We start from the raw sequence: 21,985 nt of genomic DNA on the forward strand, positions 1-21,985 counted from the left end.
AGAATGATAAAAATATGTAGTGTGTAAAGCGTTTACTTTTACTTCCTCGAAATCTGAAAAACTTTGGTTTTTTCAATAAATCGATTTCGTGAAAATCATGTTTATCACAATCTATTACCAAACCTGAAAAATTAATTTATCAAATTCTATTTAAAAAATGAAGCAATTTCTTTTCACAGCCCTAATGTGGCTCGCGTTTTTTAGCCCTGCAAAATCGCAGCAGTTAAAATCACCAAATGGAAAATTTGTAATGGAGTTTACATTACAAAATGATGGAACTCCAAGTTACAGTTTAAATTACAAAAATAAAGCAGTTGTAAAACCAAGTAAATTGGGTCTTGAGTTAAAAAATGATAAAAAATCGTTGTTAAATGACTTTACGGTTGTTGACTCGAAAGCGACAACTTTTGATGAAAACTGGCAACCCGTTTGGGGAGAAGTAGCCTCCATTCGCAATCATTATAACGAACTCGCAGTAACCTTAAATCAAAAAGAAACTGATAGAAAAATTCTTATACGCTTTCGTTTATTTGACGATGGTTTAGGATTTCGCTATGAATTCCCTTCGCAAAAAAACCTTACTTATTTTGTAATCAAAGAAGAAAGATCCCAGTTTGCCATGACTGGCGATCATACAGCGTTTTGGATTCCGGGTGATTATGATACCCAAGAATACGATTATACTACCTCAAAGTTGTCTGAAATTAGAGGTTTATCAGAAAAAGCAACTACTGCAAATGTTTCTCAAAAGTCGTTTTCTACAACAGGAGTTCAGACTTCGTTAATGCTAAAAACAGCAGATGGATTGTATATCAATTTGCATGAAGCGGCATTAATCAATTATTCTTGCATGCATTTGAATCTGGATGATGCAACCATGGTATTCGAATCTTGGTTGACACCAGATGCCAAAGGCGACAAAGGATATATGCAGGCTCCAAATCATTCGCCTTGGCGTACCATAATTGTCAGTGATGATGCAAGAGAAATTTTGGCTTCAAAAATGACCTTAAACTTGAATGACCCGTGTAAAATTGAAGATACTTCATGGATAAAACCAGTTAAATATGTAGGTGTTTGGTGGGAAATGATTACTGGAAAAAGCTCATGGGCGTACACGGATGAATTTCCAACGGTACAACTTGGCGTTACTGATTTTGCAAAAGCGAAGCCTAATGGAAAACATGGTGCAAACAACACTAATGTGAAAAAATACATTGATTTTGCAGCTAAACACGGTTTTGATGCCGTTTTGGTCGAAGGCTGGAATGAAGGTTGGGAAGACTGGTTTGGTCACTCCAAAGATTATGTTTTTGATTTTCTGACTCCTTATCCGGATTTTGATGTCAAAGGATTGCATGAATATGCTAAATCAAAAGGCGTAAAAATGATTATGCACCATGAGACTTCGGGTTCTGTGCGTAACTACGAACGTCACATGGATAAAGCGTATCAGTTTATGAAAGACAATGGTTATGATGCCGTGAAAAGTGGTTATGTAGGAGATATTATGCCAAGAGGCGAAAACCACTACAGCCAATGGATTGTCAATCATTATCAATATGCTTTAGAAAAAGCAGCTGATTATAAAATTATGCTGAATGCGCACGAGGCGGTTCGTCCAACGGGAATTTCCAGAACATATCCGAATTTAATTGGTAACGAAGCAGCAAGAGGAACAGAATATCAAGCTTTTGGAGGTTCTAAACCAAATCACGTAACGGTATTGCCTTTTACACGTTTAGTAGGTGGACCGATGGATTACACGCCGGGTATTTTTGAAATGGATTTAAGCAAATTGAATCGTGATAATAATTCTCATGTGAACAGCACAATTGCAAATCAACTGGCATTGTATGTAACGATGTACAGCCCGTTACAAATGGCAGCTGATTTAACAGAAAACTATGATCGCTTTCCGGATGCTTTTCAGTTTATTAAAGATGTAGCCGTAGATTGGTCGGACAGCAAATACCTTGAAGCAGAACCTGGTCAATATGTTACCGTTGCGCGTAAAGCAAAAGTGACGAATAACTGGTTTATCGGTAATGTAAACGGAGACAATTCTCGTACCTCAACAATCAAATTTGATTTCTTGGAAAAAGGAAAAAAATATGTAGCCACGATTTATGCTGATGCCAAGGATGCACATTATAAAACCAATCCGCAAGCCTATACGATTCGCAAAATGACAGTGACTAACAAATCCAAACTGGCACAGCTGAGTGTTTCGGGAGGAGGTTATGCCATTAGCATAGTTGAAATCAAAAAGTAAATAACTAAGAAAAGGCTGTCCAAATAGACAGCCTTTCTTGATTTTATCATAGCCTTAAACTAATTCACTGAAATAAGTTTTACCTCAAAAATAAGTACAGAACCTCCGGGAATACTACTGTAATCATTACTCCCATAACCAAGATGAGAAGGTACCAAAAGGATTCCGCTTCCGCCTTCTTTAAAATAAGGGATTCCTTCCGTCCATCCTTTTATCACTTGGTTTAAACCAAATGAAATTCCTGAAGCATTACTTTGATCAAAAACATTTCCATTAGTAAAATACCCTTTGTACGCAACTGTCACATTAGAGGTTGCGGTAGGTTGTTCTCCATCACCAGCTTCATTAATCACATAATACAATCCTGAATCGGTTTTTGTGGCAGTCAATTTATTTTTGGCAACGTAATCCACGATTTCTTTTTCGTTTTGAACGGTGTAATCAACAGGTTTAGATGCTTCATTATCTGATAAACAAGAAACAAATAATAAAGAAATTAGGGCTAATAAAGTAGATTTCATAATTTAATTTAAATGTTAAGGCTGCAAATATAGTAATTCAAGTAAAGCCTTTAATAAAAATTATTTGTCTCCAAAAACCTGAACATCATCTACTTGAAAAGCACCATCCAAAGCCAGGTTTTTACCGGAACCCGTATATTTAAAAGCAATGTTGATTTTACCTTTGTACGAAGATAAATCTACAGCGCCGCTTCCTACAAATTGATACCAAGGCGTAGCCTGTTTAGGCAAATTAACAACTAACGGAGTCCAAATTGCGGTAGTAATATTCAACCCGTCAAAATTACTGGAAACATAAACTTCCAAAGAATTTAACTGGGAATCAACATCTAAGTGATGCTGAGCAGTTCTAAAAGTCAAGACTTCTTTCGTATGAACCTCCATATCTATTTTTGGCGAAATCAACCAAGCCACATTCGAAACGACTTTGGTTCCTGTGATATTAAATTCGGCATAACCGTTTCCGGAATAAACAGTGCCTTTCCAGAAAAGCGTTCCCTTTTGGACAATATTAGCCCAGCCGGGAAGATTTAGTTTAACATTGTTTTCAACCGTTTCAAAATCTTGGGAGAAAAAAGGAGTCGCTCTGCTTCCGGTCATTACCACATCCTTTTCGGAACGCGGTAATAATTGGTAATCACTTCCGTATTTCGTCAAAATTCCTCTTACTTTTCCGCTGCCATTAGGGACTAATTTAGTCGCAAAATCAGAAAAACTACTCGTTCTAAAATACACTTGATTCCCTAGTTTATCCACCAAACTCCAATTTGTCGCACCGCCAACATTATTCGTTTCTTCAAAATAATGGCGTCCTATTGCGGCAGCTGAAAACTGAACATCAGATAACTCAACCAACGTATTCAAGTTAGAATCATTCAGTAATTCTGACATAGTCAGAGACCGAACCAAAACCTCCTCTTTTACATTCGTACACGACGCATTCAGCACTTTTTTATACTCATTTTGAGAAAGCCGCCCCACTCCGCCTTCATTATAGGAATTCACAAAAATGCTTCCTATGCGCATCCCTCCAAACGAAATATCCGTGTATTGGTCTTTCAACTTTATGTATACTTTATTGCCCAATCGGTAATCAATGTACAAATTTGTAGCATCCACGGGAACACTAAATCCTATCGCAGGTGTTGTGGCTGTTGCCAAAGTCTGAAAGGAAATCGACTTGAAAAAATTCCCCGATTCATCGCTGGAAACCACATACGCCTCGATAATGTCATCGTATTTATATTGGGTTACAATCGCATTTGTAACCGCGTGAACTTCGCTTACCGTTGTATTAGTAATTAAATCCGGTTGCGTACAAATGAGTTGTGGAGCGGCAACCTCATCCGTTACGCAACTGCTGAAAGTAATTGTCAACAGTAAAAATAATTTACAAAATGTTGATTTCATATGCTTTAATTTAAAGATTGATATAAAGATTCACGAAATACGTTCTTCCGTATCCGTAGAAATATTTTGGTCCAAAAGAAGGCGTACCACTGGAAACATCCTGATTGATTTGTCTGAAATTAGCATTTCGGGCTTGTTCATAACCGCCCGTTTTATAGGTAACATCCAGCACATTATTGATGCTGGCAAAAATTCCAACATTCTTTCCATAAATGCGCCATGATTTTCCACCAACAAGATTGAGCAACATCGTTGGGTCAAATTCTTCTTGTTTTAATAGTGTTGCTGCACGTTCCTCGGTTGCCTCCGGGAAATTAAAACCGCTTGCAGGATTTTTATAAAATATTTCAGTTCTGGAAATAGGCGAAATATCAATGTAACTATTGGTGAGGTAATTCATATTGGCACTAATCCACCAATATTTTGGATCTCGATATTCAATTCCCACGGAATACGCTCGCTGTGGCATTCCTGCTTGTTTGTAATTTTTGAGTGAGGCTGTTCCAAAATCAAAAACCGGACTGGTGTTTTCCAATGAAGCTTCGGCATCGTTTGTCAACGTCACATGTGGATTATTGTCATACGTATATTCCCCAAAAGCCGCTGAAAAAGTAGTTTTAAACGTTTGGCTTAATTGGTATTCCAAACTGAATTCTGCACCCATATTCTTCTTGTTCAATTGCGTTAAAGTCTGACTCACAAAAGCATCAGTGTTTAAATAACCCGCGCCATCATCAAAAATCCCTTCGGCATAAAAAAAGGAAATTTGAGTCGCATTTTTAATCAGGGAATAATAGGCTGTCAGTCGGGCTTTTAGTTTTGGAGAACGATAGACATAACTGGCATCCAAACTGCTGATGTTCTCACTTTCGAGTCCGTCAACAATTGAATTATTCAATCGGGAATTTGCAAAAGTATTTCTCAGAGAAGGTGCTTTGGTCAAATGCGCCGCATTGAAAGTCACCAACTGTTTTCCGGAAATTTTCAAGTTAAACCCGGCTTTGAAGCCAAAGTTTTCAAACGCTACTTTCTCACTTTTCCCGAAGGAATTCGTTTCGTAGATTCCGTTTTTGTACAAACCTTCCCTCTGATAATTTACAGTGGAGAAATTTTGAGCCAGATAAAAATCTAGTTTATTGTACGTGAATTTAAATTGCGTGAAAGCCTCTAAAGTATTGGCAAAATAATTATAATTGTACCCATACGTATCCCCAACAACTACTTGGCGGTCTGGATTATTCAAATCCGATTGGGATTGGTTTCCGCTGTAAAAAGCGTCGATATCTTCAAAATAGGAACCACCAAGCAAGTCCAACAATTTTTGTGAGTTATGCGATTTCAATTTTTTGAATGATGCTCCAGCATTCAAAAAAATGTTTTCTGACAGTTGCGCACTCAAATTTGTTGTGGCAACCGCCATTTGGTCTTCCACTTGATCTTCATACAAAACGTACTTGCTTTTTGTGGGTTCATAACCTGAAATTGTACCGTTGGAATCCAAAACTGGATTTTGATTGGCTTGGTACAAAGCCGTCCAATCGATTTGCGAATGGGCTAAAAATTCTGCTTTGCTTTTCTCCGCATTTTCATAATCTGGAGTAAATGCTCCCGAAAATTCTCCGTTATCCGGCGCATAAAGTGAGCTGTAATAACTAGGCATTTTTCTGTAATACGTGGGGTCTGGACTATTGGCATTTTGATAATCGATGTTGCTGTTGGCAATTTTTCCAAATTGATACATCACACTCGAATTCAGATTGGTTTTATCATTGATTTTAAAATAATGATTTAGCATTATTGTGGGCTCTTCAATGGTTTTTATGCGGGCATTTCTCTTTTCACCATCTTGAAAACCCCAATACGAATTGTATTTCACACTGGTCAATTGCATAACTTCGGCAGTGTTTGGAGAGTTTTTGGCTCTGGAATTAGGGGTATACATTGCCGTCAGATTCAACGAATGATTCTCGTTTAATTTTTTTTCGAGACTTATAAAAAAGGAATTCGCATCATAATTTGTCCCTTCAAAGTAGCCTTCTTGCGCCCAGCGCTTTCCTGCCGAAACTACAAAAGCCCAACCGCGGGAATTCATTCCGGAAGCATACGTTCCCATGGTGCGCCAACTGTAATTAGTATTGGTTGATGAAAATGAAATTCGGGAACCCGGTCTGTAAATAGAGGCTCGTGTGTTAATTTCCTGTGTTCCTAAAATACCGCCAAACGTATAATCCGAAGGTGCTGTTCCCAATGTAAATTCCTGATTGCGAAGCGCATCATTCAATCCGCCCCACTCGCCCCATTGCGGTCTTCCATCATAAATTTTATTCATGGAAACGCCATTAATCATCATCGTGGAATGTTCGCTGTCTAATCCTCGAACTCTAAAACGGGCTTGCCCCCAATTGAAAGCGGCGGCTTGCAAAAAAGCATCGCGGGACGATTGTAAGAGCCCGGAAGTGCTTTCGGAACTGCTGTTGTCATCGCTAAAATCACTTTCGATAAGTGTGATGATACTATTTTGTTGTTCTGTGGATTGATCTTCTTCTAAAGTTATGGTTCCTAAATCCAGCATTTTCCCTTCGATAATTTCTATAGGATACAAGCCATCTTTGAAACCTTGACTGTGAATAAGCAGCAATATATTTCCCGAAGGAGCGGTTTGAAAACTGAAATTACCATCGGCTTTGGTGAGTTGCATTAAAGTAGTGTTTTGAACACTAACGACTACAAACCCTAACGGATTTTGTGTTTTGGACTCGATAACTTTACCGAAAAATCCCGTATTATTTTGTGCTATAACGCATCCTACTTGAACGATAAAGAAAAAACCCATGTAAAATTTATTCATATATTCAAATGTATGGTGATGGTATATAGTCACTAAAATTGCGGTCGAGAGGATTTTCTTTTTATTATTCCTAGCAAGAAGTTCAACCGTTGAAATTTGTTTTCAACGGTTGAACAAAAAGCATAGAAAGCGTCATCCAAAATGAGACAACAGCTTAAAATAATTAAAAATGGATTTTGGAAATATGGGACGTAAATCCCAATGGGTATACTTATAAAGAGTGGTATTTGAAATTTCTTATTGAAAGAATTATAATGTTAAATATACAAAAAAATAGTATACAATTGATTTTTAAATAAAATTTTTCTTATAAAAACAAAAAAAGTAGTAATTAGCCCCGATGGAAGCAAGTATCCTTTTTTATAAACGCTTTGAATTCATTCATCGTTTGGAATGCGAATGGGTTGCGTTTAAAAAAAGATACTGCGCACAGCGGGAGGATGTGTTGTTATGGAAACAAAATGTAGTGCTCCTAATACTTCTATTTACTCAATTGCTTTGATTCTCGATACCATAATTGCGATGAAAATCCCAAAAATACCAATAAAAGCAAATGAAAACCTTAGACTCGACAACTCAGCGATGTAACCGATAATAGGCGGTCCCATAAGAAAACCCAAGAAACTGACACTGGAAACTGTCGTTAACGCTACACTGGGAGAAACGTTCGGGTTTTTTCCGGCAACGCTGTAAACGGTAGGCACAATCGTGGAAACTCCCAAACCAACAAACATAAATGCAATGGTTGCGGGGATGACAAACGGGAAAAATACTGCTGTAAAAAGCCCTGCGGAAATCATGATTCCGCTGATTTGCAAAACGGTTTTTCGACCAAATTTATGGATAAGACCATCTCCCAGGAATCGTCCGCCCGCCATCATAATCATAAAGGAAGTGTATCCCAAAATCACTAATGGTCCGGGTGCTTTGATGACATCTTTGAAATAAACACCGCTCCAGTCAAACATAACTCCTTCACTTGCCATGCAACAAAAACCAATGATACCAAGCCAAATTAAGGCACTATCCGGTTTTGAAAAGAGTTTTTTCTTTTCGGTTTTGACGGTTTCTTTCGCTTTTATTAAAAATTTATAATTGAAAGCAATCATCAAAAGCACGATTCCCGCAACGATTAAAAAATGTTGGTATGGATTAAGTTCCAAAGCCAGCATTCCTAAACCTACTAAAGCTCCAGTGAATCCGGCAAAACTCCACATTCCATGAAAAGAAGACATGATGGTTTTTTTGAAAAGGACTTCGGTATAAACACCTTGTGTATTGACAGCGATATTCGATAAATTACCAAAAATCCCAAATAAAAACAAACCCAATGAAAGTTGCCAAGCCTGAGCAGCCAAGCCCAAATTAGTCAAACATAAAACATAAAAAAGCAGGGATGCTATAAGAATACGATGGCTTCCAAAACGAGTGACCAATTTACCGGAAAAAGGCATAGCAACCAGTTGTCCTAATGGTAATGCAAATAAAATACTTCCTAAATCTCCTTCACTTAACTGTAATGCTGTTTTAATATCCGGAATGCGGCTTGCCCAAGTGGCAAAACACAAACCCATTGCAAAATAAAACATGGAAACTGCCCAACGCGTTCTTTTCAAATAGGAAATCTTAGCGTCTTTATATGTTTTTTTAAATTTTGCTTTGGTTCTAAATCGGGATATAAAATTTAAGTCTATCAAGATAATTGGATTTTGAAATTTGATTTATCAAAATTACAAAATCCAATCATTGGTTGTGTCAAAACAACACATAAGAAAAAAAATACATCGTTATTGTTTATAAAAATACAGATTACTGCTATAAAAAGTGATGGCCGCGAATTCGCGAATTCCTTTTATACTTGGTAATTGATAGTTGATTTTACAAATCAATCCCTTTTTTCTGAGCACTGCTTTGAATGGCTGCTTCAATAATTTGCATCACATGAACGCCATCTTGAGCCGTTACAGGTTCCATAGCATCCTGTGTAATTGAATTGTAAACGCCGTCAAAAAAGTCATAATAATTCCCCTGAAGAGTTGGGATATATTCTTTTACAATTTCGCCATTTATTTCTGTGTGTAAAAGTCCTTTTTTATCTGAAGATTCCGTTCCCCAAGTATCCAAGTTCGGTTTCATTCCTAATTTTAATTCGTCTTCTTGTACATCGCCACGCGCTTTTAGGAAAGAACCTTTCTTGCCATGAACCACAAAAGACGGAATGGCTTCGCGAACAAAAAAACCAGCTTTTAATCGGACACGGAAATGGGAATAATACAGTAAAATATCAATGTAATCATCTACCAAAGAATGTTCCCGTGTGATGCGAATATCCGCAAAAACCGATTGAGGCAAACCAAACAAACACAACGCCTGATCAATTAAATGTGGTCCTAAATCCTTCAGAATTCCAGCACCCGAATTCGCCGTTTCCTTGTGTTGTTTTGGACTTAAAATCGGATTGTAGCGATCAAAATGGAATTCGGCTTCCACAATTTCGCCAAGCACATTATCTGAAATGATTTTTTGTACCGTTTTGAAATCGCTGTCCCATCTTCTATTTTGGAAAACGGACAGTTTCAATCCTTTTTCTTTGGCCAAAGCCGCTAATTCCTGCGCTTGGGCAACGGTTGTGGTAAATGCTTTTTCGACCAAAGCATGTTTTCCAGCCAACAGCACTTTTTTGGCATATTCATAATGTGTATCTACGGGCGTATTGACTACCACTAAATCAACATCATCTTGCAATAACTCTTCTATCGTGGCGTAACTTTTCACCGAAGGATAATCCTGATGAATTAATTTTTTACTTCGTTCCCAAGAACCAAGCAGTTCAAATCCGGGATGAAAATTTAAAAAAGGAGCATGAAATACTTTTCCGGACATTCCGTAGGAAAGCAAAGCAGTTTTTATTTTTTGCATGGTATTATTTTATAAAATACGAATTTATACTTTTTAATCTTAAGACTTATACTCAAATTTTAATCACTTAACGAATATAAGTTCATCGAAAAAATGGGTTTTGTTATTTAATTTTAGCCCTTTCGTATTGTTTAGGCCATTGAATATCCGCCTGAAGTTCCTCGGCAAATTTCAATCCTAAATTTGGGTTTCTAAGGGATTCTCTGGCGAACAAGACCAAATCTGCTTTTCCAGAAGCAATAATTTCCTCGGCTTGAGCGGCTTCGGTGATTAAACCAACTGCGCCAGTCAAAATTTCGGTTTCTTTTTTTATGCTTTCCGCAAAAGGAACTTGGTAGTTTGGTCCCAACGGAATTTGCTGGTGTGAGACTAATCCTCCCGAAGAAACATCGATTAAATCCACTCCTTTTTCTTTTAATATTTTCGAAAGTTGCACTGATTCTTCAGCATTCCATCCGCCTTCTGCCCAGTCTGTTGCCGAAATTCTAACGAATAACGGTAAATTTTCCGGCCATTCCGATTGAACTGCATCCACAACTTCGAGTGTCAAACGGATTCGGTTTTCAAAACTTCCACCGTAAGTATCCGTTCTAAAATTGGACAAAGGCGAAAGAAACTGATGCAACAAATAGCCGTGAGCTGCATGAATTTCCAGCACTTGAAAACCGGCTTGAACCGCTCTTTTAGTGGATGATTTAAAGTCGGAAATTACTTTTTCAATTCCCGTTTTATCTAATGCTATAGGTGTTTTTTCATTGTCATGATACGCTACAGCACTTGGCGCAACAGTATTCCAACCATCTTGTGAATCGTCTAGTTTTCTTCCGCCTTCCCAAGGAGCCGCAGCGCTTGCTTTTCTTCCAGCATGCGCCAATTGGATTCCGGGAACGGATTTCTGACTGATAATAAATTGATTAATCTGCTGCATTTTTTCGATTTGTTCGTCTTTCCAAAGTCCTAAATCACCCGGAGAAATTCGACCTTCGGGAGAAACTGCAGTCGCTTCCTGAATAATTAATCCTGCTCCACCGGTAGCACGACTTCCCAGATGTACAAGATGCCAATCATTGGCAAAGCCCTCTTGAGCAGAATATTGACACATGGGAGAAATTGTAATTCTATTTTTGAGCGTAATGCTCTTTATTTGGAGTGGTGAAAACAATTGAGATGACATACCTTTTATTTTAATATAATTTAAGTGAAGATAAAGGAAATTTCCTTTTTGGAAAAGTAAAGTTAAGGGACAACTACCAAACTAGGAATTGAATTTCTATTAATTAACAAACATTTAAAATGGTATGGAACAATTATTGTAAAATAAACAAATAGAAAACCTTACTTTTGTGAGTTGTAAAAGAACTAAAATTAAAAAATGGACATAGTTATCAAGCTTTCTCAATTTTTATTGAGCTTATCATTACTTATTATACTTCACGAATTAGGACATTTTATTCCTGCTAAACTGTTTAAAACCAGAGTCGAAAAATTCTACTTGTTTTTTGACGTTAAATATTCCCTTATAAAAAAGAAAATTGGCGAAACTGAATACGGTATCGGTTGGTTGCCTTTGGGCGGTTATGTAAAAATTTCCGGAATGATTGACGAGAGTATGGACAAGGAGCAAATGGCTTTACCTCTGCAACCATGGGAATTTCGTTCTAAACCGGCATGGCAACGTTTGATTATTATGTTGGGTGGTGTTACCGTCAATTTTATTTTGGCTTTCATTATATATATCGGAATGGCATTTGCTTATGGCGATACTTATATTGCTAATGAAGATTTGAAAGACGGACTTTTGATTGAGAATCCAGCAATGAATAAAGTAGGTTTTCAAACTGGAGATAGAATTATTGCTATTGATGGTGAAAAAATCATCAAGTATGACAATGAGATGAATATCAAAATCATCATGGCTAAACAAGTCTTGATTGAAAGAAATGGAATAGAGCAAACTATAAAAATACCGGTTGATTTTGTGGATCAATTGTCTAAGTTAGAAAAAGGTACTTTGGTTTCGATTAGAAAACCATTTGCCATAACTTCAATTTCTGAAGGATCATTGAATACTAATTTACAACCAAAAGATATTATTTTGTCTTTAAATGGACAATCGACCAAATATTATGATCAGGTAACTTCGGTTTTGGAAAAGAATAAAAACAAAACTATTTCGGCTGTTGTTTTAAGAGATGAAAAACAAGTTCCGTTGCAACTTATTGTTTCTAAAGATGCAACATTAGGCATTGGCATCGGAAGCTTAGGAATGGAATCATTAAAGAAACTGGGATACTATAAAATCAGCAAACAGGAATTTAGTTTCATGGAATCTATTCCGGTTGGGATTACTAAAGGAAAAGATCAATTATTAGGATATGGAAAACAATTGAAAATGATTTTCAGTCCAAGTACGGGCGCTTACAAACAAGTAGGTGGTTTTAAAGCGATATTTGATATTTTTCCTAATACTTGGAGCTGGGAAGTTTTCTGGAACATCACCGCTTTATTATCCATTATGCTTGGTGTAATGAACTTATTACCTATTCCGGCACTTGATGGTGGGCATGTAATGTTTTTATTATATGAAATCATCAGCGGTAAAAAACCAAGTGATAAATTCTTAGAGAATGCGCAAATGGTTGGTTTCGTATTACTTATAACACTGTTATTATTCGCTAACGGAAACGACATTTACAAGTCAATTGTAGGGAAGTAAAAAAAATTAATTTTTTTTTAATTTTTGCTTGCGAAAATCAAATTAAGCCCTATCTTTGCACCGCTTTACAAGTGAAACACACTTCACCAATAAGCAACAAAAAAACGTTCATTCATTATCAGAATAAAAATATACAGTTTCCTTCTTAGCTCAGTTGGTTAGAGCATCTGACTGTTAATCAGAGGGTCCTTGGTTCGAGCCCAAGAGAGGGAGCTTTAAAAGCCTGACAGCAATGTCGGGCTTTTTTTATGTCCAAAAATTAGTGATTCCTGATTTTTAAATTTCGAAAAAAGACATCACTTTTATATAAAATAATTTTTATTACCAAATAATTGATAAATTAGAGGTTCTAAATTATTTACTATGAAACGACGTCAATTTCTTCAAAGTACTGCCCTGTTTTCTGTGGCCTCTTTAGTAAACGCAAATGAACTGTTTGCCAAAACTCCATTAATCAATAAAGCAGGCTTAGGTTTATTCTCTATACCAAAAATGTTAGAGAATGACTTTGATGGTGCTTTTGCTATGTTAGCTAAAATGGGATACAAAGAAGTGGAATGTTTCGGTCCTTATGAATTCAGTACTGAAAAAGCAAAAGCTTCATGGAATGCCGTTACACCCCAACTAGGATTTAAAGGGAGCGGCTTCTTCAACAAAACTGCTGCTGATTTTTTTAAAGCAGCGAAATCAAATGGCATTAGTATTCCTGCCATGCATACTGATTTAGATACACTATCAAATAATATGGGTCCATTGGCGGAAGCCGCTAATTTAATCGGCGCAAAATATGTGGTACTACCTTCCATTCCAGATGCTGAAAGGAAAAACTTGGACGATTATAAACGAGTAGCAGAAAAATTCAACTCGATTGGTGCTGAAGCCAAGAAAGAAGGAATTCGTTTTGCCTATCACAATCATGGTTATGGTTTAAACAATGTGAATGGCGTAATGCCGTTAAATATTATTTTTGACCAAACTGACCCTAGCATGGTTTATTTTGAAATGGATCTTTATTGGACAATAGCCGGCGGAGCAGATCCTGTAGAATTATTTAAAAAGCACAAAGACAGGTATAAAATGGTCCATATAAAAGACATGAAAGAAGCTAAAAGATTTGCAGGAGATGGTGGCGATGCATCACAATGGATTAGTCTTTTTCCATACATGACTTCTTGTGGTGAAGGTGTGCTAGATTTGCCTACAATACTTACTGCTGCAAAACAAAATGGTGTGGAGCATTTCTTCGTGGAACAAGATATGGTACAATCACCTGAAATAGCATTGAAAAAAAGTATTGATTATTTAAAGTCACTTTAAATTTATATAGGCTTTTTTCTTAGAAAGAGAACTGTAAAGCCTGACAACAATGTCGGGCTTTTTTATGCACAGAAATTAGGGATTCCTGATTTTTCAGGGATTGAAATTTTAAAGAATTTGTTGACCGCAATTATGGATTGGGTTTTCTACTTCACCATTTCGGTAACAATCTTTTTTGCTTCATTCGAATTACCCCAGCTTGCGATTTCATGCAAAACAGGCATCAAACTTTTCCCCGAATCAGACAATGTATATTCTACTCTTTGCGGGCTTTCTTTAAACTCTTTTCGTTCAATTAATCCTAAAGTCTCTAATTCTTTTAATTCATTAGAAAGCACTTTGTTAGAAATAGCAGGCATTAATTGGTTCAGTTTCCCGAACCGCAATGAACTTTCACCAATACAATTCAATATTATAGGCTTCCATTTACCGCCAAAAATGGACATGGCTCTTGTTACAGGACAATCATAAGGGTTTTCTATATATCTCATATAATATGTAGTAACCTACTGGTTACCGGTATTTAATTTGTTGGTTACAAATATACACTAATGATTGTAAATTTGTAAAGAACTATAAAAACAAGAAACATGAAAAAGATTGTATTACTTCTGACCGTATTTTTATCTATGAGCAATTTAAATGCACAAACAACAACAGCTGATATCCTTAAAGACTGGGAAAGAGCCAAAGCCTATACTAAAGAATATCTGGATGCAATGCCTGAAAGCGGCTATTCCTTTAAGCCAACGAAAGAAATGCGTTCTTTCTCAGGTCAAGTTTTACACTTGAGCGATGCGATATATGGTTTTGTGGGTTCCGCAACCGATGAGAAACCCCCAGTAGGTTTCGGAGATTTAGAAAAATCCGGTGATGAGAACAAAGCAAGCGTTACCGCCAAAGTAATGGCTTCTTATGATTTTGCTATTAATGCTATCAAAAAATATCCTAATGCAAAACTTTCGGAGCCTATTAAATTGTTCGGACAATTTGATATGAACAGAGAGCAGGTTTTAAACAAATGTTTTGAACATCAAACCCATCATAGAGCTCAAACAACGGTTTATTTGAGATTAGTAGGCGCTACACCTCCCGCTGAAAAATTATTTTAATTTATTTATAAAATGAAAAAATTAATACTGGTATTTTTAGTAAATGTAGTTTTTTGTTGTGGTGCGTTTGCACAAAAACCGTTACGACATTTTATGCAGCCACCAAATGTAATTAATACCATTCCCTATGGTAATAATCCACAGGCAGGGCATTATGTACAATCTAAAGATGCCAAAATTTACTATGAAGTATACGGCAAAGGGCAACCCATTGTAATATTACATGGCGGATTGTTTGGTTCAACCGTAGAAATGGCAAAAATCATAGATAGTCTTTCAGTTGATTTTCAGATAATCGCTGTTTCTACCCGTGGGCATGGGAAATCGGAAATAGGAACCGAACCATTGACATTAGAACAAAGAGCGAATGATGTACTGGCAGTAATCCAAAAAGCAACTTCAGAAAAAGTAATGATTCTTGGATTTAGTGATGGCGGATTTACCGCTTATAAATTTGGCTCGATGTATCCTGATAAAGTTAAAAAAATGATTGTGATAGGTGCCGGTATTTTATATCCCGGATTAAGAGATTTTAGTTTCAACTTCAATCAAGCGATGGAAATGGATGCGGAATTTTGGGCACAACAACGTGCCTTAATGCCCGAACCGAATCGACTGAAAGAGGTGTTTCAGCAAATTGCAACTTGTTATAGCCAACTTACTGTAGGAGCTGAATTATTAGGCGCTATCCAATGTCCCGTTTTAGTGATGGCGGGCGACCGAGATGAGGGCAACTCCGTACAAAATGTTTTAAATGCCGCATTGCTAATTCCCAATCATCAGTTAGCGATTATTCCAAATGCAGGACATCCTGCTTTTATTATAAATTTTAACGCCACCTGGGCAAGTATAGTTCCGTTCATAAAAGAAAACTAAATCCGTTCAAAATGAAAAAAGCACTTTTATTGAGTACCCTTATTTTACAAATCACGGGACTATTTGCTCAAAAATTTATCTGGGATAAGCACGAATTTGAAGCTGTAAATACCAAAGCTGAAATCGTAAATATGGACGGTGTTCAAGTCTTAAAAGTGGAGCGTGATTTAATTGCTTTTCCTTTTGATGAGAAAAACTTGGATGCTTCAACGGATGGTCCTACATACGTTAAATTAACGAATGTTGCTATGGAGAACGGGACGATTGAAGTTAAAATGTTAAGCCGAATCATGGAAAATTCTCCTTTTCCTGCTGCGCGCGGATTTATTGGCGTAGCATACCGCGTAGATCAGGAAAATAAAAATTTTGATGCTATTTATCTTCGTCCAAGTAATGGGAGAGCCGATGATCAATTGAGGCGCAACCACACCATTCAGTATTTTTCCTATCCGGGAAATACCTTTAGCCGATTGAGAAAAGAAGCGAACGGTTTATATGAAACCTATGCTGATATTGGTTTAAATGAATGGATTGATGTGCGTATTGAATTTCAAGATGAAAAGGCAGTTTTATACATCAATAACCAAAAATCGCCTTCATTTATCGTTACTAAAATGCTGGGAACTTCTAAAACTGGCAGTATTGCACTTTGGGTTGAAATAGGAACAATAGGATATTTTAAAGATTTAAAAGTGACGAAGAAATGATTGATTCTTAAACCTGATGATTTTTGGATAAAAAAGCCCGACAGTACTGTCGGGCTTTTTTATGGCTGAAAATTTGCAATTGCTTTTTATGTTTTCCACAAATTCGTTGACCAGATTAAATTTGTACTTTTCAACTATTTATCTCAATACATTTATTTTTTCTCAGATGAACTAGAGCTATCTGTCGATATTCTATAGGAAACTGCCGATTTCGATTTTAGGACTTAATATATTCCGTACATTTATTTTTAAATTGTACCGGATGAAACCATTTTCAGTCAAAGACATTTCGATTTTTTCAAAAGCTTTACTCTTTCTTGGGTTGCTTATAGTCCAAAGTATGCCGCTATACATGAATATTAGTTTTCCAATGGAATTTTGGATCAAACAAATCTTCATGTATGTTTTATGGATTTCCGTATTTTATCTTACCTATAAAATAATCATCCCTACTCTTTTATTTCAAGGTAAGAACGGCTTTTTCTTTATTGCAATATGTATTCTTATAGTATCTGTTCTTTACATTAGTGACACTTTCAACTCACTCATAAACCTTGATGCTATTTTAAATCAGCATTTTAAAATTTCGAAAAAAGATAACTTGCAAGGTGCTTTGATATCAAATTTAAGCGAAATCATAATAACCTTATTAATTGTAGGAGCCAGCACAGTCATAAGTGTTGCCAAAAAACTGCAAGTGGAAACCCAAGTGCGACAAAATCTTGAAAAAGAAAAAGTCACTTCGGAATTATCATTCCTGAAATCCCAAATCAATCCTCACTTTTTTTTCAATATTCTGAACAGTATTTATGCTTTGGCTGGTACCGAAAATCAACCGGCACGGGAAGCCATATATACCTTGTCACACATGATGCGCTATGTGCTTTATGATACTAAAAACAACTTGACAACGCTGAGCAAAGAAATAGGTTTTGTAACCGATTATCTTAAACTTATGGAATTGAGAATAACAGATAAAGTGCAGGTAATATTTGAAAAACCTACAAGTATCAAGGATGTGGAAGTAGCGCCAATGTTGTTTTTACCTTTTATCGAAAATGCCTATAAACACGGAATAAGCGGTATTTATCCAAGCTATATTTACATCGGAATTGAGCAGTCCGAAAAATTTCTCCAAATTGAAGTCCGCAATTCTATATTTGAAAATCAAACCCTAAGCAAAGAAGAAAGCAACGGAATTGGTTTAATCAATACCCGCCGAAGACTCGATTTGATTTATCCTGGCAAGTATGAATTATCCACTAATGAAGATACCCTTCAAATGGAATACACGGTAATCTTAAAATTACAAATCTCATGATATTAAAATGTATCGCGGTTGATGACGAACCGCTGGCGTTACAGATTCTAGTTTCTTATATAGAACAAACGCCGTCCTTATTATTAGTGGGACAGTTTTCGAATGCCATCGAAGCATTAAAAGCAATCCATGAACAGGATATTGACCTAATTTTTCTTGATATTCGAATGCCGGACATAAACGGAATTGAACTGGCAAAAATTGTCGAACAATACCGTGTAAAAGGGAATTTAAGAATCATATTTACAACGGCTTTTGACCAGTACGCGCTTGATGGTTACAAGGTTGATGCGCTTGATTACCTTTTAAAACCTTTTAGTTTTGTTGATTTCAGCAAATCAGTTGCAAAGGCGCTGGGTTATTTTGAGCTCATCCGAAACCCGGAACAGGAAATACAAAAACTCAGTCCGCCAATTCCCGAAACTGAAGTTGCTTACATTTATCTAAAATTTGAATACCAGCTCGTTAGAATCGCAGTCGATGATATCATTTATGTAGAAAGCATGAAAGATTATGTAAAAGTATTCCGCCTCAGCGAAAACAAGCCTTTATTGTCACTGACAAGTATGAAATCACTGGAAGAAAAGCTTCCTGAAAATAAATTTATGCGCATCCACAGGTCCTATATTGTATCGCTTGATAAAATAAAATCCGCTACAAAAAACTCCGTCCAAATTGACAAAATCACCATTGCTGTCACTGACCAATACAAAGATAATTTTATGAAATTTTTCCAAGACTGGGCTTAAAAATTTGAATTGTAAAAATTCCGTCGACGTTCTCCGCCTCTCTGTCGAATGTGCTGGTATATGTTCCTCTTAAGATGTTGCTTTGTACCGTAATCCAAACGAATTTATTGAAATAATTCTAGTGGATTTGGAACTTAAAATATCTTGAAATGAAAAAAATCATCCTTATTACCGTAATGCTTTTTGCTGTTTTATCAGTAAAATCCCAAAATTTTACCGGAACGAACAGTTTAAAAGGAAAAATTTCTGGTACCGTAATCGATTCGATAACTCAGGCACCAGTAGATTATGCTTCGGTAAGCCTTTTCAAAATTAACTCAACGAAACCTGTAACAGGCGTTTTGACCGATGCTACCGGAAATTTCAAATTGAGTGAAGTTGAAGCTGGAACCTATACTGTCACCATTTCGTTTATTGGCTACAATGACAAAACTATTACATCCGTAATTACAACAGATGCAAAACTGGATCTTGAGATTGGGAAAGTAATTCTAAGTCCGGAAACAAACACATTGAAAGAAGTTGTCGTGGTTGGAAAAACGCAACAAGTAACAAACAAGATTGATAAAATTGTTTACAACGTAGAAAAAGATTTGACGGCAGGTGGCGGTAATGCTACAGATGTTTTGCAAAAAGTTCCTATGGTAAATGTGGATATTGACGGCAATGTATCCATTCGTGGAGATGCAAATGTACGTGTGCTTATCAACGGAAAACCATCGGGAGCAACTTCTGCCAACCTTGCGGATGTGTTGAAAACAATACCGGCTGACCAAATCAAAAATATCGAAGTGGTTACTTCGCCATCTGCAAAATACGATGCCGAAGGATCTGCCGGAATCATAAACATTATCACCAAACAAAAAAGTGTTTCAGGAGTAAGTGGGTCCGTGAGTGGCGGTATTGGGACGAGACAAAATAACCTTAATGCCAATATTAATTATAACAAAAACCGTTTTAGCCTTTCGGCAAATGTTGGATTCAACAATGGTTGGCCACAAGAATCCGATTCCGAATCGAATCAAATTTTGAACAACAGTACGGCCAATAGTTTACAGACAACCAAAGGTACTAATGAAGTGCAGCGTAGTGGCGTAGTAGCATCTGTAACGGCAGGATATGATTTTAATGCTTTCAACAGTTTAAGCACAACCTTTAGATATAATGACGGAGGATTTGAACGAACAGGTACAAATGAAAATCAGTTTACTGATTATATGAATCCTTCAAATAGTACTGTTTATACGGGACAAAGCAGCGCAAAAAACTCTTTTGGAGGATTTGACTGGAACCTGAATTATGCCCGTAAATTTGCAAAGGAAGGACACGAACTTACCTTTTCATCACAATGGAGTCACAATATAGTGGAAACCAATTACCAAAATATCTACTCTGGTTTTTATACCAATCAAAAAGCAAATAATGACGGAAATAATGATGAATACACGCTTCAATTGGATTACACCTTGCCGGTAACTGAAAAATTCAAACTGGAAGCTGGTGGTAAAACCATCATCAGAAAGATTTCAAGTGATTTTCAAAATTATGTTCCTGATGCACAAAATGCATTTGTGTTTGACCCAATAAGTTCTAATTTATACAATTACGATCAGGATGTTGCGTCGCTTTATACAGTAGGAACGGTTACTTTACCTAAAGGTTTTACTGTAATGGCGGGTGCGCGTTTTGAAAACACAGCTATCAAAGGTGATCCTACAAATGCACTGCAAACCGATTTAAGCCCATTCAAAATTGACTACGGGACATTTATCCCAAGTTTTACAGTACAGAAAGCATTATCAGAATCGTCATCTTTAAAATTAACGTACAGCAAACGTATTTCGAGACCAAGCTTTACGTACCTCAACCCATTTATCAATAAATCAAATATTCAAGCACAAACTCAAGGAAATCCAACCCTTGATCCTGAAGTATCACAAACTGTAGAATTTGGATATTCCACATTTTCGCAAAAGCGCACGCTGAATATTTCGGCCTATTATAAATATACATCAGACTTAATTGAAGGTATTGCAACACCTTTGTCGGATGAGACAGGAACAATCACTAATTATCAAAATATTGGAAACAATAAATCGTTTGGAATGAGTCTTTTCGGTTCTGTAAATCCATTTAAAATATTGACTTTACGTGGAAATTTTAATGCCTTTACCTACAAACCAGATCCAACAGGATTATATAACCTGGAACAATCTTCGAATGGTACATCGATACAATATTCTGCATTCGTGAGTGGGACACTTCAATTTAAAAATGACATTTCTGCGGAAGCTTTTGTAATCCAAAATTCTTCTAAGAAAACGCTGCAAGGCACCAGTCCAGCTTTTAATTTAATGGTTTTTGGAGTTAAAAAACAATTGTGGAAAAAAACAGCATCCTTTGGATTGAACATGGTATCGCCATTCAAAAAGGATTTAGAATTTAAACAAAATTCAAGTGGACAAGGCTTCAGCCAAAGCAGTACTTTTAAATTTCCAATTCGTTCTTTTGGAGTTACATTCAGTTATAATTTTGGTTCAATGAATTTCACTGGCGCTAAAAAGAAAGGGGTTAATAATGATGACCTTAAAGAAGGAGATCAAAACAATCAAGGTGGTATGCCTGCCATAAAATAAGACTGTAGAAATAGAACACAATTCCAAAAGGTTTCAAGATACTCTCTTGAAACCTTTTTTTATGCAAGGCTATTCAAACAAATAAAAAGAGTTATTTTTCTTTTATATTTTTAAAATTTCGATATTTACCTTATTAAAAATAAATTAATGATGATACGAAGAAGATTTATAGGTTCCGCAGCTTTATTTGGAGTTGCCGGTATTATGGGCTTTGCAATGCGTCCAAAGAAAAAATTCTTGTTGCACCATGTATTTTTTTGGTTAAAGAACCCACAATCAGAAGCTGATAGACAGCAATTGATTACTGGTTTGAAAACTTTGGCGGGAATTCCAACGATTCGTCAAATTCATGTGGGCGTTTTAGCTTCGACCGAGAAACGAGAAGTTGTAGACACTTCTTGGGATGTTTCAGAGCTGATGTTTTTTGATGATGAAGCCGGACAAAAAATATATCAGGACCACCCTATTCATCAGGATTTTATAAAGAACTGTTCTCATTTATGGGAAAAAGTAGTGGTTTATGATGCTATAGATGTATAAATATTGAAGGTGTTGGCTGTTGCCAACACAAGAAAAAC

General features: G+C 36.4%; 17 protein-coding genes and 1 tRNA gene. 11 read left to right on the top strand and 7 right to left on the bottom strand.

Going from position 1 to position 21,985, the window contains the following annotated elements; translation table 11 throughout:
* Positions 1-157 precede the first annotated feature (157 nt).
* Entirely contained in the window at positions 158-2,275 is a 2,118-nt protein-coding gene (locus C8C87_RS14540; protein ID WP_121343080.1) for a glycoside hydrolase family 97 protein, read from the top strand.
* 59 nt (positions 2,276-2,334) lie between these two features.
* On the opposite strand, the gene C8C87_RS14545 is transcribed toward C8C87_RS14540, so the two are convergent.
* The 6 genes from C8C87_RS14545 to C8C87_RS14570 form a co-directional block, all read right to left on the bottom strand.
* Complete coding sequence (locus C8C87_RS14545; RefSeq protein WP_099714037.1) at positions 2,335-2,796, bottom strand: FKBP-type peptidyl-prolyl cis-trans isomerase; 462 nt, start codon at positions 2,794-2,796, stop codon at positions 2,335-2,337.
* Positions 2,797-2,856: 60 nt separating this feature from the next.
* On the bottom strand, positions 2,857-4,206 hold the full coding sequence (locus C8C87_RS14550; RefSeq protein WP_121343081.1) for a DUF5689 domain-containing protein: 1,350 nt from the start codon (positions 4,204-4,206) through the stop codon (positions 2,857-2,859).
* A 10-nt stretch (positions 4,207-4,216) separates the two neighbouring features.
* Positions 4,217-7,054 (bottom strand): carboxypeptidase-like regulatory domain-containing protein, encoded by a 2,838-nt coding sequence (locus C8C87_RS14555; protein ID WP_121343082.1) that lies wholly within the window; start codon positions 7,052-7,054, stop codon positions 4,217-4,219.
* 485 nt (positions 7,055-7,539) lie between these two features.
* Complete coding sequence (locus C8C87_RS14560; protein WP_121343083.1) at positions 7,540-8,751, bottom strand: MFS transporter; 1,212 nt, start codon at positions 8,749-8,751, stop codon at positions 7,540-7,542.
* A gap of 181 nt (positions 8,752-8,932) precedes the next feature.
* Positions 8,933-9,973: a Gfo/Idh/MocA family oxidoreductase gene (locus C8C87_RS14565; protein ID WP_121343084.1), complete on the bottom strand. Its 1,041-nt coding sequence runs from the start codon at positions 9,971-9,973 to the stop codon at positions 8,933-8,935.
* Positions 9,974-10,076: 103 nt separating this feature from the next.
* Positions 10,077-11,147, bottom strand: coding sequence for an NADH:flavin oxidoreductase/NADH oxidase (locus tag C8C87_RS14570; RefSeq protein ID WP_121343085.1), 1,071 nt, complete (start codon positions 11,145-11,147; stop codon positions 10,077-10,079).
* 198 nt (positions 11,148-11,345) lie between these two features.
* Between C8C87_RS14570 and rseP the strand changes: the two genes are divergently transcribed.
* The 3 genes from rseP to C8C87_RS14585 all read left to right on the top strand — a co-directional run bounded on the left by rseP (position 11,346) and on the right by C8C87_RS14585 (position 14,006).
* Positions 11,346-12,689 carry an RIP metalloprotease RseP gene (gene rseP / locus C8C87_RS14575; protein WP_121343086.1) on the top strand — a complete coding sequence of 448 codons (1,344 nt, stop codon included), beginning with the start codon at positions 11,346-11,348 and terminating at the stop codon, positions 12,687-12,689.
* Positions 12,690-12,828: 139 nt separating this feature from the next.
* A tRNA-Asn gene (locus tag C8C87_RS14580) sits at positions 12,829-12,902 on the top strand.
* A gap of 150 nt (positions 12,903-13,052) precedes the next feature.
* The gene (locus C8C87_RS14585) at positions 13,053-14,006 is read left to right on the top strand and encodes a sugar phosphate isomerase/epimerase (RefSeq protein ID WP_121343087.1); all 954 of its coding nucleotides are present in this window, start codon (positions 13,053-13,055) and stop codon (positions 14,004-14,006) included.
* A gap of 146 nt (positions 14,007-14,152) precedes the next feature.
* Here the strand turns inward: C8C87_RS14585 and C8C87_RS14590 are convergent, their stop codons facing one another.
* The gene (locus C8C87_RS14590; RefSeq protein WP_099714018.1) at positions 14,153-14,497 is read right to left on the bottom strand and encodes a helix-turn-helix domain-containing protein; all 345 of its coding nucleotides are present in this window, start codon (positions 14,495-14,497) and stop codon (positions 14,153-14,155) included.
* 99 nt (positions 14,498-14,596) lie between these two features.
* On the opposite strand from C8C87_RS14590, the gene C8C87_RS14595 reads away from it, so the two are divergent.
* The 7 genes from C8C87_RS14595 (at position 14,597) to C8C87_RS14625 (ending at position 21,947) form a co-directional block, all read left to right on the top strand.
* Complete coding sequence (locus C8C87_RS14595) at positions 14,597-15,118, top strand: DinB family protein (protein WP_121343088.1); 522 nt, start codon at positions 14,597-14,599, stop codon at positions 15,116-15,118.
* 12 nt (positions 15,119-15,130) lie between these two features.
* Positions 15,131-15,994, top strand: a complete 864-nt coding sequence (locus C8C87_RS14600) for an alpha/beta fold hydrolase (RefSeq protein ID WP_121343089.1) — start codon at positions 15,131-15,133, stop codon at positions 15,992-15,994.
* Positions 15,995-16,005: 11 nt separating this feature from the next.
* A complete protein-coding gene (locus C8C87_RS14605; RefSeq protein WP_121343090.1) occupies positions 16,006-16,701 on the top strand; it encodes a hypothetical protein in 696 nt (231 codons plus the stop codon).
* A gap of 262 nt (positions 16,702-16,963) precedes the next feature.
* On the top strand, positions 16,964-18,022 hold the full coding sequence (locus tag C8C87_RS14610) for a sensor histidine kinase (protein WP_121343091.1): 1,059 nt from the start codon (positions 16,964-16,966) through the stop codon (positions 18,020-18,022).
* Entirely contained in the window at positions 18,019-18,771 is a 753-nt protein-coding gene (locus tag C8C87_RS14615; protein ID WP_121343092.1) for a LytTR family DNA-binding domain-containing protein, read from the top strand. Before C8C87_RS14610 ends, C8C87_RS14615 begins: the two co-directional genes overlap by 4 nt.
* A 149-nt stretch (positions 18,772-18,920) precedes the next feature.
* Positions 18,921-21,407: a TonB-dependent receptor domain-containing protein gene (locus C8C87_RS14620; RefSeq protein WP_121343093.1), complete on the top strand. Its 2,487-nt coding sequence runs from the start codon at positions 18,921-18,923 to the stop codon at positions 21,405-21,407.
* Positions 21,408-21,554: 147 nt separating this feature from the next.
* Positions 21,555-21,947: a Dabb family protein gene (locus C8C87_RS14625; RefSeq protein ID WP_199074759.1), complete on the top strand. Its 393-nt coding sequence runs from the start codon at positions 21,555-21,557 to the stop codon at positions 21,945-21,947.
* The last annotated feature ends 38 nt before the right edge of the window (positions 21,948-21,985 follow it).

The sequence above is a fragment of the Flavobacterium sp. 120 genome (genome assembly GCF_003633605.1).
In the GTDB taxonomy this organism is placed as follows: domain Bacteria; phylum Bacteroidota; class Bacteroidia; order Flavobacteriales; family Flavobacteriaceae; genus Flavobacterium; species Flavobacterium algoritolerans.

Excerpts from the sequence above, each read along its gene's own strand:
- C8C87_RS14540 (WP_121343080.1), top strand. The coding sequence starts at position 158 with ATGAAGCAATTTCTTTTCACAGCCCTAATGTGGCTCGCGTTTTTTAGC.
- C8C87_RS14545 (WP_099714037.1), bottom strand. The coding sequence starts at position 2,796 with ATGAAATCTACTTTATTAGCCCTAATTTCTTTATTATTTGTTTCTTGT.
- C8C87_RS14550 (WP_121343081.1), bottom strand. The coding sequence starts at position 4,206 with ATGAAATCAACATTTTGTAAATTATTTTTACTGTTGACAATTACTTTC.
- C8C87_RS14555 (WP_121343082.1), bottom strand. The coding sequence starts at position 7,054 with ATGAATAAATTTTACATGGGTTTTTTCTTTATCGTTCAAGTAGGATGC.
- C8C87_RS14565 (WP_121343084.1), bottom strand. The coding sequence starts at position 9,973 with ATGCAAAAAATAAAAACTGCTTTGCTTTCCTACGGAATGTCCGGAAAA.
- C8C87_RS14570 (WP_121343085.1), bottom strand. The coding sequence starts at position 11,147 with ATGTCATCTCAATTGTTTTCACCACTCCAAATAAAGAGCATTACGCTC.
- rseP (WP_121343086.1), top strand. The coding sequence starts at position 11,346 with ATGGACATAGTTATCAAGCTTTCTCAATTTTTATTGAGCTTATCATTA.
- C8C87_RS14585 (WP_121343087.1), top strand. The coding sequence starts at position 13,053 with ATGAAACGACGTCAATTTCTTCAAAGTACTGCCCTGTTTTCTGTGGCC.
- C8C87_RS14590 (WP_099714018.1), bottom strand. The coding sequence starts at position 14,497 with ATGAGATATATAGAAAACCCTTATGATTGTCCTGTAACAAGAGCCATG.
- C8C87_RS14595 (WP_121343088.1), top strand. The coding sequence starts at position 14,597 with ATGAAAAAGATTGTATTACTTCTGACCGTATTTTTATCTATGAGCAAT.
- C8C87_RS14600 (WP_121343089.1), top strand. The coding sequence starts at position 15,131 with ATGAAAAAATTAATACTGGTATTTTTAGTAAATGTAGTTTTTTGTTGT.
- C8C87_RS14605 (WP_121343090.1), top strand. The coding sequence starts at position 16,006 with ATGAAAAAAGCACTTTTATTGAGTACCCTTATTTTACAAATCACGGGA.
- C8C87_RS14610 (WP_121343091.1), top strand. The coding sequence starts at position 16,964 with ATGAAACCATTTTCAGTCAAAGACATTTCGATTTTTTCAAAAGCTTTA.
- C8C87_RS14615 (WP_121343092.1), top strand. The coding sequence starts at position 18,019 with ATGATATTAAAATGTATCGCGGTTGATGACGAACCGCTGGCGTTACAG.
- C8C87_RS14620 (WP_121343093.1), top strand. The coding sequence starts at position 18,921 with ATGAAAAAAATCATCCTTATTACCGTAATGCTTTTTGCTGTTTTATCA.
- C8C87_RS14625 (WP_199074759.1), top strand. The coding sequence starts at position 21,555 with ATGATGATACGAAGAAGATTTATAGGTTCCGCAGCTTTATTTGGAGTT.